Origin of the sequence: Gallaecimonas xiamenensis 3-C-1 (genome assembly GCF_000299915.1) — a bacterium.
In the GTDB taxonomy this organism is placed as follows: Bacteria; Pseudomonadota; Gammaproteobacteria; order Enterobacterales; family Gallaecimonadaceae; genus Gallaecimonas; species Gallaecimonas xiamenensis.
Window position 1 is genome coordinate 93,647 of the sequence record NZ_AMRI01000006.1, and the last position, 16,544, is coordinate 110,190.

Annotated in this window: 16 protein-coding genes and 1 tRNA gene; 8 read left to right on the forward strand and 9 right to left on the reverse strand. The window is 59.2% G+C overall.

Going from position 1 to position 16,544, the window contains the following annotated elements; genetic code table 11:
* Window positions 1–3: 3 nt before the first annotated feature.
* A tRNA-Pro gene (locus B3C1_RS05730) sits at window positions 4–80 on the forward strand.
* A gap of 100 nt (window positions 81–180) precedes the next feature.
* Here the strand turns inward: B3C1_RS05730 and B3C1_RS05735 are convergent.
* The 4 genes from B3C1_RS05735 to ccoG all read right to left on the reverse strand — a co-directional run bounded on the left by B3C1_RS05735 (window position 181) and on the right by ccoG (window position 3,911).
* The gene (locus tag B3C1_RS05735; RefSeq protein ID WP_008483515.1) at window positions 181–789 is read right to left on the reverse strand and encodes a thiol:disulfide interchange protein DsbA/DsbL; all 609 of its coding nucleotides are present in this window, start codon (window positions 787–789) and stop codon (window positions 181–183) included.
* 83 nt (window positions 790–872) lie between these two features.
* Window positions 873–1,472: a thiol:disulfide interchange protein DsbA/DsbL gene (locus B3C1_RS05740; protein ID WP_008483516.1), complete on the reverse strand. Its 600-nt coding sequence runs from the start codon at window positions 1,470–1,472 to the stop codon at window positions 873–875.
* 40 nt (window positions 1,473–1,512) lie between these two features.
* A complete protein-coding gene (locus B3C1_RS05745; protein ID WP_008483517.1) occupies window positions 1,513–2,499 on the reverse strand; it encodes a serine/threonine protein kinase in 987 nt (328 codons plus the stop codon).
* Complete coding sequence (ccoG, locus tag B3C1_RS05750; RefSeq protein WP_008483518.1) at window positions 2,499–3,911, reverse strand: cytochrome c oxidase accessory protein CcoG; 1,413 nt, start codon at window positions 3,909–3,911, stop codon at window positions 2,499–2,501. Before ccoG ends, B3C1_RS05745 begins: the two co-directional genes overlap by 1 nt.
* A gap of 209 nt (window positions 3,912–4,120) precedes the next feature.
* Here ccoG and B3C1_RS05755 point away from each other — a divergent pair, with 209 nt between their 5' ends.
* Window positions 4,121–4,585 carry a TM2 domain-containing protein gene (locus B3C1_RS05755; protein ID WP_008483520.1) on the forward strand — a complete coding sequence of 155 codons (465 nt, stop codon included), beginning with the start codon at window positions 4,121–4,123 and terminating at the stop codon, window positions 4,583–4,585.
* A 34-nt stretch (window positions 4,586–4,619) separates the two neighbouring features.
* Here the strand turns inward: B3C1_RS05755 and B3C1_RS05760 are convergent, their stop codons facing one another.
* Window positions 4,620–4,868 carry a TIGR02647 family protein gene (locus B3C1_RS05760; RefSeq protein ID WP_008483521.1) on the reverse strand — a complete coding sequence of 83 codons (249 nt, stop codon included), beginning with the start codon at window positions 4,866–4,868 and terminating at the stop codon, window positions 4,620–4,622.
* 131 nt (window positions 4,869–4,999) lie between these two features.
* Here B3C1_RS05760 and B3C1_RS05765 point away from each other — a divergent pair, with 131 nt between their 5' ends.
* Window positions 5,000–6,808, forward strand: a complete 1,809-nt coding sequence (locus tag B3C1_RS05765) for a DUF885 domain-containing protein (RefSeq protein ID WP_008483522.1) — start codon at window positions 5,000–5,002, stop codon at window positions 6,806–6,808.
* A 133-nt stretch (window positions 6,809–6,941) separates the two neighbouring features.
* Here B3C1_RS05765 and B3C1_RS05770 read toward each other — a convergent pair whose 3' ends face one another.
* From B3C1_RS05770 to B3C1_RS05780, 3 genes are all read right to left on the reverse strand, one after another.
* A complete protein-coding gene (locus tag B3C1_RS05770; RefSeq protein WP_008483523.1) occupies window positions 6,942–7,589 on the reverse strand; it encodes a DsbA family oxidoreductase in 648 nt (215 codons plus the stop codon).
* Between the two features lie 69 nt (window positions 7,590–7,658).
* Complete coding sequence (locus B3C1_RS05775; RefSeq protein WP_008483524.1) at window positions 7,659–7,865, reverse strand: tautomerase family protein; 207 nt, start codon at window positions 7,863–7,865, stop codon at window positions 7,659–7,661.
* Window positions 7,866–7,902: 37 nt separating this feature from the next.
* Window positions 7,903–8,616, reverse strand: coding sequence for an SDR family NAD(P)-dependent oxidoreductase (locus B3C1_RS05780; RefSeq protein ID WP_008483525.1), 714 nt, complete (start codon window positions 8,614–8,616; stop codon window positions 7,903–7,905).
* Window positions 8,617–8,912: 296 nt separating this feature from the next.
* Here B3C1_RS05780 and B3C1_RS05785 point away from each other — a divergent pair, with 296 nt between their 5' ends.
* The 5 genes from B3C1_RS05785 to B3C1_RS19695 all read left to right on the forward strand — a co-directional run bounded on the left by B3C1_RS05785 (window position 8,913) and on the right by B3C1_RS19695 (window position 14,584).
* On the forward strand, window positions 8,913–9,836 hold the full coding sequence (locus tag B3C1_RS05785) for a LysR family transcriptional regulator (protein WP_008483526.1): 924 nt from the start codon (window positions 8,913–8,915) through the stop codon (window positions 9,834–9,836).
* Window positions 9,837–10,342: 506 nt separating this feature from the next.
* Entirely contained in the window at window positions 10,343–11,344 is a 1,002-nt protein-coding gene (locus tag B3C1_RS05790) for a CBASS cGAMP-activated phospholipase (protein ID WP_008483527.1), read from the forward strand.
* Window positions 11,338–12,492 carry a CBASS cGAMP synthase gene (locus B3C1_RS05795; protein WP_008483528.1) on the forward strand — a complete coding sequence of 385 codons (1,155 nt, stop codon included), beginning with the start codon at window positions 11,338–11,340 and terminating at the stop codon, window positions 12,490–12,492. The genes B3C1_RS05790 and B3C1_RS05795 overlap by 7 nt, the downstream gene beginning before the upstream one ends.
* Window positions 12,493–12,545: 53 nt before the next feature.
* Window positions 12,546–14,120: a ThiF family adenylyltransferase gene (locus B3C1_RS05800; protein ID WP_237750969.1), complete on the forward strand. Its 1,575-nt coding sequence runs from the start codon at window positions 12,546–12,548 to the stop codon at window positions 14,118–14,120.
* A gap of 53 nt (window positions 14,121–14,173) precedes the next feature.
* Window positions 14,174–14,584, forward strand: coding sequence for a Mov34/MPN/PAD-1 family protein (locus B3C1_RS19695; RefSeq protein ID WP_336391106.1), 411 nt, complete (start codon window positions 14,174–14,176; stop codon window positions 14,582–14,584).
* A gap of 151 nt (window positions 14,585–14,735) precedes the next feature.
* Here B3C1_RS19695 and glmS read toward each other — a convergent pair whose 3' ends face one another.
* Window positions 14,736–16,541 carry a glutamine--fructose-6-phosphate transaminase (isomerizing) gene (gene glmS, locus B3C1_RS05805; protein WP_008483532.1) on the reverse strand — a complete coding sequence of 602 codons (1,806 nt, stop codon included), beginning with the start codon at window positions 16,539–16,541 and terminating at the stop codon, window positions 14,736–14,738.
* Window positions 16,542–16,544 lie beyond the last annotated feature (3 nt).

Below are 16,544 nucleotides of genomic sequence, written 5' to 3' on the forward strand. Positions count from 1 at the left end.
TTACGGTGCTTAGCGCAGTTTGGTAGCGCATCTGGTTTGGGACCAGAGGGTCGGGGGTTCGAATCCCTCAGCACCGACCAGCAAATAAAACAGCTCGCTTAATGCGGGCTTTTTTATTGCCTGAATTTCCCTGCCGGGCTGCCACAGGCCCAAAAAAAAGGGCCTTGCGGCCCTTTGTCATCAATCCTGCTTACTTGCCAGGAAGTCCACCAGTTGGAACAGTTCCTCCTTGGAGGACACCGAACTGGTGATCAGCTTGTACTTGCCGTTGACGATGATGGTCGGCACGCCTTTGATATCGGCACTTTGGGTATTGCGTTCCATCTGGGCCAGGCGGCCGTTCACAGAGAAGGTATCCACAGCGGAGTCGAAGTCCTCACCGGGAACACCAGCAGCCACAAATACCTTGCGGATATCGTCACGGCCGGACAGGCGCAGGTGCTGTTCGTGGATCAGGGAAAACATCTTGGGAGCAACCTTGTCTTCCACACCCAGCAGTTCCATCACCGCATAGGAGCGGGACAGTTCCACACCCAGGTCACGGCCCAGGAAGTCCACGTGGTTACGGCTGAATTTGACGTTCTCTGGCAGTTGCTCCTTAAGCTCCTTGATCATGGGCTCGAAGGCAAAGCAGTGGGGGCACAGAAAGGAGAAATACTCGGTCACTTCCGGGCGGGCCGTCGGCGCCGCCATCTTGATCACTTCGTAGTTCTCGCCTTCCTTAAAATCCTTGGCAAAGGCAAAGGGTACCAGGCAGAGGGCAACCAGGCCCAACAGCAGTTTTTTCATGAGATCCTCTGACACTTATTATTTGGGTTAGCCTACCACAAAGGCCTTGTTGCTATGGAACCCGGCCTGGGCTGAAAGTTTCATTACTTTTGTTCAAGAAGGTACTGAACCAGATCTGCCAGGGCCTTGGGTTCCGGCACCGAGGCCCTGTTGATGCGGTACTTGCCGTTCACCACCAGGTCGGGAATGGCCTTGGGTTGCAGCTGTTCGACCTTGGTACGCATCTGCGCCAGGCGACTTTCCACCTGAAAGGAACGGCTGGCCTTGTCGAAATCGTCGCCCTTGATGCCAGATGCCACGAAGGCGGCGCGTACATCCCGCAGGTCCCGGTAACGCACCTTGAGACGATGGCGGCTTTCGAAGATACGGGGGCTGACCTGGTCTGCTACCCCCATGATGTCCATGACAGCCCAGGCCCTGGCCATCAGCTTGCCCTCGGCACCACCGAACGGCTCGATATGCACCTTGTCGAAACGCACTCCGGCGGGCAGGGTGGCAGCCACTTCCTTGATGGTCCCCTCCATGGCAAAGCAATGGGGGCAGAGGAAGGAAAAGAACTCCACCAGTTCGGGCTGGGCCGACAGCTGGGCCCCGGGGATCACCTCGTAGTTGCGCCCTTCCTTGAAGTCAGCGGCAAACAGGCTGCCAGCGAAGAATAGCAAAGCAAAAAGTCCGTTTTTCATGTGCTTACCCTCAAGTTGTTGTGCTTAAGCTGGCACAGCTTCAGTAGCCGGTCAATAAACGCAAGGGAGGTTCGTCCAGGGCCGCCAGGCTCTCTTTGAAGGTGAGCACCTGCTGTTCCCAATGCTTGGCGTCACCAAACCAGGGGAAGGCCAGGGGGAAAGCCGGATCGGCCCAGCGCTGGGCCAGCCAGCCCAGGTGCTGAATTTGCCGCAATGCCTGCAAGGGGGCCACCAAGGCCAGTTCGGCGGCGTCAAAGTCGCGAAATTGCTCGTAGGCTTCCACCAGTACCGCCAACTGGCTTTCCTGCTCGTGGCGTTGCCCTGACAGCAGCATCCACAGGTCCTGCATGGCCGGCCCTTGGCGAGCGTCGTCCAGATCCAGCACGAACAGCCCCTGGCTGCCTTCAAGGAAGTTGCCGGCATGGCAGTCGCCGTGCAGGCGCAGCTTTTGGTAGGGCTGGCGGGCAAAGGTGGCCAGCACCTTGTCGATCAGGGGGGACAAGATGGCGGCCAGGGGCCGCTGCAGGTAATCCGGCACCTGGCTGGACTGGCTGATGGCGGTACTGGCCTGGGCCAGCAGTCGCTCCGGGTCCAGGGTTTCCCTGTGGCTAAAGGGCTTGGCCGCCCCCACCTGGTGCAGGCGCCCCAGGTATTGGCCCAGGGTGTCCAGGGTGTCCAGGTCGGCAATTTCCACGGCCCGGCCTCCCACTGAGGGGTAGAGGGCCAGCCGGTAGCCCTGGCTGTGGTGCAGGGTCTGGCCATTGAGGCTGACCGGCGCCACCACTGGCACTTCGGCGGCAGCCAGCTCGGCGGCAAAGTCGTGCTCTTCCTGGATCTGCTGGTCGCTCCAACGCTCGGGGCGGTAGAACTTCACGACCCAGCGGCAGCGGTCGTCGTCCAGGAACTGGTAGACCCGGTTCTCGAAGGAATTAAGCGGCAACAGGCCGGAACTGACCCCCAAGCCCAGCTCGTCCAGGGCATCGAGGATCAGGTCCGGCCCCAGATCGGCAAAGCTGAATCGGGACATCAACGGGGTCCAAAAAAGTGCGAGTCTTGGCTCACCTGGTTATGGTCGTCGCCGGGCAGCGACACCTCGAAGACGATGTCGGTTACCGGCTTTTGCAGATCGTAAGGGTCCACCACCAGGCTGATAGGCAAGGTGGCCAGCTCTCCGGGAGCGACCTTGATCTGCTGTTCGCCCTGCCATTGTACCCCTTGTGGCAAGCCTTTGACCGTTAAAACAAAGTCGTGGGCGTCTACGTCCTTGTTGAGGACCTTGAGGGTATAGGTGTTCTCTACCAAACCCTCGTTGGTCTCCCGGTACAGGGCGTTGCGGTCCCGCACCACGTCCAGCTGCACCAGGCTGCGGGTGGCCAGGCTCGCCACAAAGAGCCCCAGCATCACCAGTAGCACGGCTCCATAGCCCAGCAGCTTGGGCCTGGCCACCTTGGTCTTGCCCCCCGCCAATTGGTGCTCGGTGGTGTAGGCAATCAGCCTGGGGGGGTAACCCATCTTTTCCATGACGCCGTCACAGGCATCGATACAGGCGCCACAGTTGATGCACTCGTATTGCAGGCCGTTACGGATATCGATGCCGGTGGGGCAAACCTGCACGCACAGCTGGCAGTCGATACAGTCCCCCAGGCCCAAGGCCTTGGGATCCTGCTTACGGCCGCGCGGCCCACGTTTTTCGCCCCGGGCGCTGTCGTAACCGACGATAAAGGTGTCCTTGTCGAACATCACCGACTGGAAGCGGGCATAGGGGCAGATATGGGTGCACATGATCTCCCGCATCCAACCGGCATTGCCGTAGGTGCAAAGGGCAAAGAACAGCACCCAGAACAGGGTCCCCCCCCCCAGCTGCAGGGTCAGGAAGTCGGCAAAGAGGCTGCGGGCCGGCACGAAATAGGCGATGAAAGAGAGGGCGGTGAGCAGCGACACCAGCCACCAGCACAGGTGTTTGGCGGTCTTGCGCCACCCCTTGTTCCAGTTCCAGGGAGATTGGTCCAGCTTTTTGCGCTGGTTGGCGGTGCCTTCAAGCTTTTCTTCGAACCAGATAAACAGGAAGGTCCATACCGTTTGCGGGCACCAGTAGCCGCACCAGACCCGCCCCAGGAAAGTGGTGACGAAGAACAGGCCAAAGGCGCCGATCATGAACAGGTAGGCCAGCAGGGTGAAATCCTGGGGCAGCAGCGTTACCCCGAACAGATAAAACTTCTGCTCGGCAACGTCCAGCAAGATGCCCTGGCGGTCCCCGTAGGGCACCCAGGGCAACAACAGGAACAGGGTCAGCATCACAAAGCCCATGCGCTGGCGCAGCCGTTGGTAAATCCCCTGTACGGCCCGCACGTAAATGCGGCTACGGGGGTTGAAGCGGTCCGATTTATTCGGATCCGGCTGCTGTATGGTGACATCCCTGACGGGGATCTTCTCGCTCATGGCAACCTCTCTGCGACCCTGCCATCTTGCTCAAAAAACCGCCCCCAGTATAAGCCCAGGATTGGCCATGTCATCAAAGACTAGCAACTAAAAGGTGGACAGAACTTGGCCTGGGTCAATAAGGAGATTTGGACAAAGCCTTTGTTTAAGAGCACTATTTCCTTGCCAAGGTGGCAAAGAATGAAAACCTAGAAGAACAAGGGAAAGCGATGAAAGGCACAGTTCTGCGTTACTCCGTCCAGGAAAACATCGGCACCATCTCCGCCGAAGACGGCCAGCACTACGAGTTCAACAACACCCAATGGCAGGACAACGACAGTCCCCGCCAAGGCCAACAGGTGGACTTCTCCATAGTGGAAGGCCAGGTCGGCAAAGTGTTCCTGCTCAGCAGCGGTGCTACCTTCGCCAACAACATCGGCAACATCAGCAACACCCGTCTGGTGGCGGCCCTGCTGGCGTTCTTCTTGGGCGGCTTTGGCGTCCACAAGTTCTACCTGGGTAAAACCACGGCCGGCGTCATCATGCTGGTGGTGTTCCTGCTCGGTTTTATCCTCCTTGGCATCCCCAGCTTCATCATCGGCGTTATCGCCTTCGTGGAATTCATCATCTACCTGGTGAAGCCCAACGAAGAATTCCAGCGCGATTACATCGACGGCGACAAATCCTGGTTCTAACGAAAAGCCGCCCAAGGGCCGCTTTTTTGTGGGTTCAGCTCAGGGCCGGTTCCGAGGTGAGTATGGTCAGCGCCAGCTGGATATGTTCGGCCGTTTCCCGGCCCAGTTCGGTGAGATAGCCCCCATCGGGCTGGCTAACCAGGCCCTTTTGGTAAAGGCGTTCGGCCGCAGCGACCAGCGCCGGAGCCGCATCGTGGTGGATCTTGAGGCCGGTCTGCACCGACTGCAGGGAAAAGCGGCTGAGCAGTCCAATTTCATCGAGCAATGCCTGGGACAAGGCCATGTTGTCTTCCTCTTTGACGGTTTACCTACCATAGATAGCAGCTGGCAGGCCCGGCTGCTTCTCAGCGGCCTTCCTTTTCAGGTAGGGTGACTGTTATTGCCGGTAAGGAGCCGGTTTTTTGGAGGAATTTCATGTCTATACGTGTCGCGGCCCTGGCCGCCGCTGTTGCCCTGGCCCTGACCGGTTGCGGCCAAGCCGCTGCCCCCGAGGCCACCGCCAAAGCCCCTGCCGCCCAAAGCCAACAACAAACCGACATCACCGCCCTGGCAGACAGCTATTTCGAAGACAACCTCAAGCTCAATCCCTGCATGGGCATCTACCTTGGGGATTACCGCTTCAATGACCAATACTGCCTGCAGGACAAAGCCCATTACGACGCCCAGCACGCCCTGACCCAGCGCTACCTGGACGCCCTGGCCAAGATAGACCCCGCCACCCTGGCCCCAGAGCAGCACACTACCTACCAGATGCTCAAGTTCGACCTGCAGCTGGCCAAGGACGGTGAGCGCTTCCCCGACCAGCTGCTGCCGGTCAACCAGTTCTTCAACGACTTTGCCGCCTTTGCCCAGCTGGGTTCCGGTAGCGGGGCCCAGCCCTTTGCCACAGTGGCCGACTACGACGCCTTCCTGAACAAGATGGACGGCTTCGCCCAGAACGCCCAGCTCAATATCGCTGCCATGAAAGAGGGTATGGCCAAGGGTGTGGTGCTGCCCAAAGTCCTGGCCGAAAGGCTGCTGCCGCAGCTGGCCGCCCTGGTGGTGGCCAAGCCAGAAGACAGCCTGTTCTGGGGCCCGATCAAGGCCCTGCCGGCCGGTTTCAGCGACGCCGACAAGGCCCGCCTGACCCAGGCCTACCAGGACGCCATCGCCCAGAAGGTGCTCCCCAGCTACCAGGCCATGCATGACTTTATCCAGGCCGACTACCTGCCCGCCTGCCGCGACAGCGCCGGTTACGGCGCCTTGCCGGACGGTAAGGCCTGGTACGACTGGACCATCCGCAGCCAGACCACCGTCACCGACATGAGCGCCGAGCAGATCCACCAGCTGGGCCTGGACCTGGTAGCGCAGATCCACGGCGAGATGCGCAAGGTGCAAAAGGAACTGGCTGTCCCAGGGGATCTCAAGGATCTCTTCCAGCACATGCAGACCAGCCCGGACCAGTACTTCGCTACCCCACAGCAGGCCCTGCAGGCGTTCCGTGACATCAAAACCGAAGTGGACGCCAAGCTGCCGACCCTGTTCGACCAGATGCCCAAGCAGGACTACGAAGTGCGGGCCACCGAGGCCTTCCGCGCCGCCAACTCCGCCGCCGGCGAATACCAGCCCGGCACCCCGGACGGCTCACGCATCGGCATCTTCTACGCCAACATCTACAACCTGAAAGTGCAACCCAAGTACGGTGTTACCACCCTGTCCCTGCACGAAGCGGCCCCCGGCCACCACTTCCAGATAGCGTTGCAGCTGGAGCAGAGCACCCAGTCCCGTTACCGCCAGTTCAGCGGCTACAACGCCTATGTGGAAGGCTGGGCCCTGTACGCCGAGACCCTGGGTAACGACATGGGCCTGTTCAAGGATCCCAACCAGTACTACGGGCACCTGGCCGACGCCCTGCTGCGGGCCATGCGCCTGGTGGTGGACACCGGCCTGCACGCCAAGGGCTGGAGCCATGACCAGGCCATCGCCTACATGCGCGCCAACTCCAGCATGAGCGACGCCGACATCCAGAGCGAAGTGGAACGCTACATGGCCATGCCCGGCCAGGCCCTGGGCTACATGCTGGGCCGCCAGGAAATCGAGCGCCTGCGCGACCAGGCCAAGGCCGAACTGGGGGACAAGTTCGACATCCGCGCCTTCCACCACCAGGTGCTGGGCGTGGGTGCCGTGCCCCTGACGGTGCTGGCCGACCATATCCACGCCTGGATAGCCAGCCAGAAGGCCTAAGGCTTCAATAGCAAAAACCGCAGCCTTGGCTGCGGTTTTTTTATGCCCGGGTTTTGGCAGTCATAACCATGTCCTGGACGATACGGCCGCCTGCGGGGGCCAGCGACTAGGCAAGACCCAGCGGAACCGCTCCCTAGGCCAGCTTATTGGCCAATTCCCGCAGTAGCTGCACGTAATCGGCCGGGCTCTGGCTACCGACAATCTGGTATTGGTCATTGATCACCAGGGTGGGAATGGAGCGGACCCCCAGCTGCCGGTACTTGGCCTTGGCCTGGCGCACCTCCTGGCGGTAGCGGTCCGACGCCAGCATGGCCAGGGCCTGCTGACGGTCCAGCCCGGCTTGCTGGGCAATATCCGCCAGCACCTGGTGATCGCCAAGGTTTTGGGCGTCGGTGAAATAGCCGGCCAGCAGCGCCTTTTTCAGGGCCAGTTGCCCGCCCTGCTCCCCGGCCCAGTGCAACAACCTGTGGGCATCGAAGCTGTTGTAGTAGTGGCTGCGCTTTTCCATATTGAAGGTAAAGCCAAGGGCCAGGCCGAGGTCGGTGATCCGGGCAAAATTGGCCAGTACCTGCTCCCTGGCTAGACCGTATTTGCTCGCCATATTGTCAAAAACCGGGATGCCCTCAAGCGGCGCCTCGGGGTTCAGCTCGAAGGGGCGAAAGCGCAATTCGACCTCCAGCTCATCCCCCAGCAGGGTCAGGGCCTGCTCCAGGGCCTGTAGCCCCAGGGCGCACCAGGGGCACATCAGATCGGACACCATATCGACGTTGAGTTTTTTCATCAGTAAAGCTCCGTGAACGCTGGTGGCACCAGCAATGGCAGGGCGCCCGGCCAGGCCGGGCGCCGCCGGTTAACCGGGCTGTTGGCGCCGGTATTGGGTGGTGGTCATTCCTGCGTAACCCCAGTTGTCGGTGTCCACTTCTTCTATGGTGATGTGGGTCAGGTGGGGATCCTTATTGAGCACCCGCACCAGGGTGTCGGTGATTTCCTCGATAACCTGGGCCTTTTGCTCCCGGGTCACCCCGTCTTTGGTGATACGAACGTTGACGAACGGCATGGCGTGTTCCTCTTGGCAAAGTGACATGCGCAGGCCCTTACCAGTGGCCGGCAGACTGGCCGCCGTCCACGTGCAGGATCTCGCCGGTAACAAAGGCGGCGTTCTCCAAAAACAGCACTGCCTCGACTATTTCATCAATCTCCCCCATGCGGCCCAAGGGATGCAGGGCGCCGAGGAAATCGTGGTTTTCCTTAGGGTGCATGGGGGTTTTGATCACCCCGGGGGACACGGCGTTGACGCGCACGCCGCTGGCCGCGTATTCGATGGCCAGAGACTTGGTGGCCGCGTTAAGGCCGCCTTTGGTCAGGGACGCCAGCACGCTGGGCACACCCTTGATGGGCTGGTCCACCAGGGAGGTGGTGATCTGCACCACATGGCCGCTGCCCTGTTTTTCCATCTGCGCCACGGCCCGCTGGGTGACGTGGAAGAACCCGGCCAGGTTGGTGGCGATGTTGCCTTGCCAGTCTTCCAGGCTGAACTGGGTGAAGGGCTTGGCGGTGAAGATGCCGGCGTTGTTGACCAGGGTGTCGATACGGCCAAAACGCGCCACCCCTTCGCTGAAGATGCGCTCGGCGGTGGCCGGCTCGGCAATGTCTCCGGCAACGGTGACAATGTGCGGGTCGCTGGAGGGCCCAATGGAGCGGGAGCTGGCCACGACGCTGAAACCGGCCTGGCGGTAGGCTTTGACCAGCGCAGCGCCGATCCCCTGGGAAGCGCCGGTGATAACGGCCACTTTGTTTGGATGACTCATGATGAAACTCCTCATTAACCTTCGGTGCCGGCCTTAGGCTGGCGTCAGTGTCGGCCCGCCTGGGGCTAGGCCTTGGAACCGGACCAAAGGTGCCCGGCTGGGAGTCACTATATTTGTGCGCCAGGAGCCGAAAAATGGGGCTTGAGGCACTTCAGTTGCTACCTGATGTAATGAATTGGCAGCGCCGCCAACCGTTAGGGCAAGCGGGCGAGGGGGCTGAGCAGCGGTGATTGGCGCTAATGGCCAGGGTAATTGCCGATATACTCAAAGCATTTGATACTCGGCGTAATAGATAGATGCGGCGACACTTTGATGATGTGCAGCTGGGCAGCATTGAGCTGTTTTGCCTGGCGGCAGAACTGGGGTCTTTTACCGCAGCGGCCCAGGAGGCCGGCATAACCCCGGCGGCAGTGAGCCGGGCCATTTCCCGCCTGGAAGAACGGCTGGGGGCCAGGCTCTTTACCCGCACCACCCGCAGCATCCGCCTGACCGACAGCGGCAACGGCTATTACCGCCAATGCCGCCAGGCGCTGACCCAGTTGGTGGAGGCAGAGCGGGAAGTGAGCGGCCAACAGCAGCAACCGGCCGGCACCCTGCGTATCAGCCTGCCCACCACCTACGGCCATCACCGCATACTGCCGCTGCTGCCGGAATTTCGCGCCCGCTATCCCCAGGTCAAGGTGGATATCCATATCGCCAACCGCAATATCGACTTTGTCAGTGAAGGTTACGACCTGGCCATCCGGGTGCGGGCCCAGCCCGATTCCACCCTGATCGCCCGCCACCTGGAAGACGCCGCCCTGGTGGTGGTGGCCACCCCGGCCTACCTGGCAAAGGCCGGGGTGCCACAGAGCCTGGACCAGCTTGCCGGCCACGACTGCATCCAGTTCGAGCTGCCCAGCAGCGGCCGGCGCATTCCCTGGCTCTTTAATGAGGCCGGTACCCTGCGGGAGCTGCTGGCAGAGGGGAGTTATTGCGTGTCAGACGACGTGCTGGGCGGCGTCACCCTGGCCAAGCACGGCGCCGGGCTGTTCCAGACCTACCGCTTTATCGTGGAAAAGGAACTGGCAGGCGGCAGCCTGGTGGAAGTGCTGCAACCCTTTGGCGGCCGCTCCCGCCCCTATACCCTGCTTTACCCGCAAAACCGCCACCTGCCACTGCGGGTAAGGGCCTTTATCGACTTCCTGATGGAGCAGCGCCGTCACTGGCAGCGGGCCTGAGCCCGCGAACCGCCCATAAAAAAGCCCGCCGAAAGGCGGGTGTGGAATGAAAATAAAGTGTCATCATTTGAGCGGACCTAACTCATTGATCTGACTATGTTGATCACCAGGACTGTAGGAATAAAGTTTCACTATAACTGTGGATAACAATCCCAGCTCCTTGGATTCAGTGAAAATAAAGTTGCACCATTGCTGCCGTGATGTGGGTTTGCTCACCACCTGCTCCTGACGTAGTACCTGCATCCCAAAGCACAGGGCCTGAAGTGGCCGAAGGCTATAACCAGAAGTGCCAACGGTCAGGTCATCGGCCAGGGAGGCGCCCACCAACAGGCCATGGCCAGACCTCGCTTTTAATCCATCCCCCTACAGATGGGCATTTTCCGACCTGCAAGGTTAGATGTAGTGGAATCCAACCCGTAATGTTGTTGACCTTTTTGTTACATGCAATCACATAATGCTCATCATGGACCGACAATGGGCCAGCGCCCAAAATGGAGAGAACAACCATGACTGAAATCCCGACTTACCATGTGCTAGCACTATCCGGGGGAGGTTATCGTGGTCTTTATACGGCCACAGTTCTCGCCGAGCTTGAGGCCACTTTGGGCCGTCCCATTGCCTCTCACTTCGACCTGATATGCGGCACATCAGCAGGAGGGATGCTAGCCCTGGGTCTAGCCGCTGAAATTCCTGCCATCGAACTCAAAGATCTATTTGAAAAGGAAGGAAGTCGTATCTTTGGCTCTCGTAGCTTTCTACGGCGGCTCTTGGGGTTCTGGCTCAAAGCCAAACATGACTCAAAAGGGCTGCGTGAGGTGCTGACCGAACGTTTCGGAGAAAAACTGATTGGTGACCTGAAGCATCGCGTCCTCATACCAGCCGTCAGCTACACAACAGGTCGTGGGCAGTTTTTTAAGACGCCCCATCATCCTTCCTTCGAGTTCGACCATCGTATGAAAGTCGTCGATGCTGCCCTGGCAACCGCCGCAGCCCCGGTCTACTTCCCTCTCGCACGCAATAGCCGGGGAGTCTTTGCAGATGGCGGCCTGGTAGGGAATGCACCGGGCCTATTTGGCTTGCACGAAATCAACACGTTTATCGCCCCGAGCCGGGATGTGCAGGTTAGGGTTCTCTCTATCGGTACTATGACCATTGGCGCAACTGTCCGCGGTGATGCAAGCCTTGATCGCGGGTTTGGAAAGTGGCGCGGAGGGCTCTTCGATCTGGTGATCTCAGCTCAGGAGTCGTCGGTCGACTATATGTTGAAGCAATCGCTGGGCAACAACTACTTCCAGATTGACGATCAGGCAACACCAGACCAAAGCAAAGACGTGGAGTCTCTCGATAGAGTTTCTAAGGGCGCCACGAACACACTCAAGGATCGCGGCACTCATGCGGCGCAAAGGTCACTTGGTGACCCACTGTTCCAACCCTTTCGAACGCACCAGGCCGCCGCTCCAACCTTCTATCATGGCCCCTACAAAAACTCTGTGGAGGAAGCATGCTGAACCTCGGTTCACTCTTTTTTACGACTGTCGACGACGCATCCTGCATGCACGACGAGCTCAACCTCACCAGTGAGGAACGGGACGTGATAGTCAGGGCGAGGACAGATGTCAGGAATTGCCTGCGGACGGGAATTCCCCGGGTGCTGCAGAAGAATGGTTACATGGAGGAGGTGCCCGAGCCCAGGTTTTTTACTCAAGGGTCGTGGGCTTACAAGACGCTGAATTCACCAGCAAAGCATCCTCAGCAGGCGGATATTGATGATGGCTGTTACATGCCGTTGAGCTTCGTCGCACAAACCCAGCGCCCTAGCTTAGCTGCGGAAGTCTTCTTTGCCGCTGCTGAAGAGGCCTTGAAGCCGTTGGTTGAAGAGAAGAAGTGGGAGCTTGTCACCAGCAAAGCGACCTGTATCCGCATCGTCATTGCAGACTATGCCCACATTGATATTCCCCTGTACGCTATTCCCGACCAAGAGTTTGCCGCCCTAAAAACGGTGGCCGTCGAGTCATATGGCTATCACAACTTGTTTGAAGCCGTGAGTAAGGCTAGCCGTGATGTTTGGACCGCGCTCCCTGCAGATAAAGTGCTGTTGGCTCATCGAGAATGTGACTGGATGGCATCTGACCCCCGCCCCGTGAAGGAGTGGTTCTTGGGTCAAGTGGACGCCAAAGGTGAACAATTCCGCCGGGTAGTTCGTTACCTGAAGGCATTCCGTGATTGGCGGTGGTCAGAAGGTGGTCCTGCTTCGATCCTGCTGATGGCCGCTGCGGCTCCACTCTTCGAGAAACGTGACAGCCGGGATGACCTCGCCCTGCAGGGCGTCGTTGACGCACTGCCAGCTCGCTTGCGTGCTGGAGTTAACAATCCCGTGGAACCTTCCGAGTCGCTCACAAACCGCCTAGGGAAGGAGGGGGTGGAAGAGGCTGCAAGAGCGTTCGAAGCCTTTTCTGAGGTGCTTCGCGGTGCAATTGACGCGGGCAATCCGGCACAAGCCTGTACCTGGATGCAAGGCCAGTTTGGTCCTCGCTTTCCAGATGAACCTGGTAGGGTCAGAGTGGTACCCGGTGCAGCTAGCGTTGCAGCCACCATTGCGGCGACTCCTGCCGCCGCTGGCCCGAGTGAGCTTGTTGGACGCACAAAGGCCGGATGAAAAGCAGAGCAACAATCACTGACGTAGTCCAAGCCTTTGAACAACGAGGCTTCATGTTTACGGGTAAGTCAGATGATGGCTGGTTCTGCTTGCTCGGGCAGATAGCCCCCTTCCAGGCGGAAAGGGGCTACAGGTGTGAATTTCAGCTCGATCCCACGTTTATCGACTTCCCTCGCGTGTGGCTGCTGGAGATACCCCCTAAGCTGCCCGCGGCGGTACCTCATCTCGGGCCGCATGGCTCGCTTTGTTACCTCGCCAAGGGCACGGTTGTTATTGATATTTATGATCCGGTTGGACAATCGCTTGCGTGCCTTGAGCGAGCCACCACGGTACTGGGGAAGATATTAAGAGGGGAGCTGGTCGAAAATCTTGCGGAGGAGTTTTTTGCATACTGGCAAGGCTTACCATGCTTTGTGGATATGCAGAGTCGGCAAATGGGGGAGCAGGACTGCATTGTTGCCGAATGCGTAGGGGGTAGCTTGTGCTTTATCACCGACAACGAGGAGAGAACGACCGAGAAGCTGAAGTCGCTCGACTTCCAGGTCACCGACAAAACCGTGCTGACTTATCGGGTCAAGACCACAGCTCAACCGCGCCCCATGACCAGTCACTGGCCACCGAAAACGGTAGGGGACATTTTGGATTGGCAAAGCACTCTTGACCGTGCATGCCGGCGGAAGATCCACCGCCGTATCAAAGAGGGTGCAAAGACGCAGGCAAACGCAGTCCTGATCCTCGTTGAGTCTCCGTTGATGACCTATGGTTTTTTAGCCTTCTATGACCGCCAACGAGCAGTGCCAAAAGCCAAACTCTCGGATCGCAGAGACTCCAGCTACGGGCTGGCAGTGATACCCATGTCCGTGCTTCGAATAGATGACCGCTTCCTTGCTGAACGGAACATACCTACATTGAGAACGCTTACTGGAAAGAACATCGCTGTAGTTGGATGCGGTACCATCGGCGGCTATTTGGCAGAGATGCTTGTCAAAGCCGGGGCAGGAACATGCGGTGGCAGGGTCTCGCTGGTGGATTCCGACATCCTCCTTCCGCAAAATTTGGGACGCCATCGCTTGGGGTTCCCCCACCTGTATAAGAACAAAGCCGACGCAATGGCGAATGAGCTCCTGCGCTTAGCGCCAGGCATCGATGTCCGCTCGCTTCCGGTAGATGCCAGGCAAGCACATCTCGAGAAGCTAGACCTCCTCATTGATGCAACCGGTGAAGAATCGCTCGGGCATTGGTTGTGCAGCCACTACCAACGTTCGACACCCATGCTTTCTGTCTGGATAGAGGGACCTGGCACCGCTGTCCGTGCTTTACTGAGAATCGCCGATTCTGGGGCCTGCTATCGCTGCCTCTGGCATCACAATAGAAGAGGTGACCTCCTTTCCGTGACCACTCCTCTCCCTTCCATTTTGGCTGGACAAGGATGCGAGGGCTTGTATGTGCCATTTCCCGCTTCCGTATCAGTGCAGGCTGCCAGCCTGGGAGCAGAAGTCGCACTTGACTGGGCCAACGAGGTCTATTCCCCTGCGTTGCGGACCAAAGTAATCGACCGTACCCAACAACGCGGCACAGACGACTGTGATCCGCCGTTGGCTTCTGAGTGTCCTCTATGCACTTCATGAATTCCTGGGCCACTGCAGATAGACAAACTCTGCTCCACTTTTCAGTCCCCACGATGAATACGTTTCGTCAATATGTGCAGGATCGTGATAACGCTTGTGAAGCCGGTGGCATTCTGCTCGGGACGGTCCACGGAACGCACATGCTCATTGAGCAAGCGACGGCTCCAACCGCAAGGGACAGGCGGTTCCGCACGTTTTTTGAACGACTACCGTTTGGCCATAAAGAAGTGGCTGACTCGAGGTGGGCAGCAACGCAGGGTACGGTACGTTACCTGGGCGAGTGGCATACTCATCCCGAAGACCACCCGCGCCCTTCTGGGCTCGACAGAGCCGAATGGAGCATCTTAGCCGCCCAGCGCTTGGACAAGCGGCCGATGCTTGCAGTGATCGTCGGTCGGAAATCTCTATATGTCGAACTTGTACCCTGCTCAGGAGTGGGCTCTATCTTAGCTTGCATTTGTTAACTGCAAACTAGACAAGTCTCATGTGTAACAACTTCATCCAACTGACCATATTCCAAGCGCTTTTTTCATATCTTTTGGCCAGTAAAGGCCAAATAAATCAAAAGCCCGCCGAAAGGCGGGCTTTTTATCGATTTTTTGCTGATCGGTTAGGTTATTCCACCGTCACTGACTTAGCCAGGTTACGAGGCTGGTCCACGTCGGTGCCCTTGATGATGGCCACGTGGTAGCTCAGCAGCTGCAGCGGCAAAGTGTAGAGCACGGGGGCCAGCACTTCGTCGCAGTGGGGCACGCTCAGCACCTGCATGTTGGCGGCGGGGCTGATGGCGGCGTCCACATCGGCGAACACGTACAGCTCACCGCCACGGGCGCGCACTTCCTCGATATTGGATTTGAGCTTTTCCACCAAATCGTTGTTGGGGGCCACCACGATGATCGGCATGTCGGCGTCAATCAGCGCCAATGGGCCATGCTTAAGCTCGCCGGCGGCGTAGGCTTCGGCGTGGATATAGCTGATTTCCTTGAGCTTAAGTGCCCCTTCCATGGCGATGGGGTACTGGTCGCCACGGCCTAGGAACAGGGCATGGTGCTTCTCGGCAAAGCGCTCGGCCAGGGCTTCGATCTGCTTGTCCAGGGTCAGGGCGCTTTCAATCAGGGCCGGTAGCTTGTGCAGGGCCTGGGCGATACGCACTTGCTGGGCTGGGCCCTGGCCCAGGGCGGCGGTCAGCATCAGCAGGCCGGTGAGCTGGGTGGTAAAGGCCTTGGTGGAGGCGACGCCAATTTCGGCGCCGGCGCGGGTCATCAGGGCCAAGTCAGATTCCCGTACCAGGGACGAGCCGGGCACGTTGCAGATGGTCAGGGTCTTGGCGTAGCCAATCTCCTTGGCCAGGCGCAGGGCGGCCAGGGTGTCGGCGGTTTCACCGCTCTGGGAAATGGTGACCAGCAAGGAGCCGGGGCGGGTCACGGATTTGCGGTAGCGGAACTCGGAGGCGATTTCGACGTTGCAGCTGATGCCGGCGATGTCCTCAATCCAGTAACGGGCCACCATGCCGGCGTGGTAGCTGGTGCCGCAGGCGATGATCTGCACGTGTTGGATATCGGAGAGATCCCCCAATTCGGCCAGGTTGAGGCTGTCACCCACCAGGCGGCCTTCGAGGGTGCTGCGAATGGCGATAGGCTGCTCGTGAATCTCTTTGAGCATGTAGTGGCGGTAGGGGCCCTTGTCGCCGCTGTCGTGCTTGAGATCGGTCTCAGCCGCTTCACGCACCACCGGCTGGCCGCTGGCATCAAAGATGTTCACTTCCTGGCGGGTGAGCTCGGCAACGTCCCCTTCTTCCAAGAAGGCGAACTTGCGGGTCACCGGCAGCAGCGCCAGTTGGTCCGAGGCCAGGAAATTCTCGCCGATACCAAAGCCGATCACCAGCGGGCTGCCGCTGCGGGCCGCCACCAAACGCTCGGGGTCGGTTTTGTCCATCACCACCATACCGTAGGCGCCGTGCAACTGTTTGACGGCCTTTTGCACCGCTGCCAACAGGCTGGTGGCGGTTTTCAGTTCATGGTGCACCAGGTGAGCAATCACCTCGGTGTCGGTCTGGGAGGTAAACACATAACCCAGGGCCTGCAGGGATTGGCGCAACACCTCGTGGTTTTCGATGATGCCGTTATGGACCACTGCCAGGGTTTCATGTGAAACATGGGGATGGGCATTGGCTTCGGAAGGCACACCGTGGGTGGCCCAGCGGGTGTGGGCGATGCCGGTGCCGCCCACCAGAGGGGATTCGACCAGGGCGTCGGCCAGAGCCTGTACCTTGCCCAGACGGCGTACTCGGCCCAACTGGCCGGCCCCGTTCACTATGGCCACACCGGCCGAGTCATAACCCCGATATTCCAGGCGCTTAAGGCCCTCTACCAGGATATCTGCCACATCACGCTGGGCTACCGCGCCAACAATGCCACACATGTT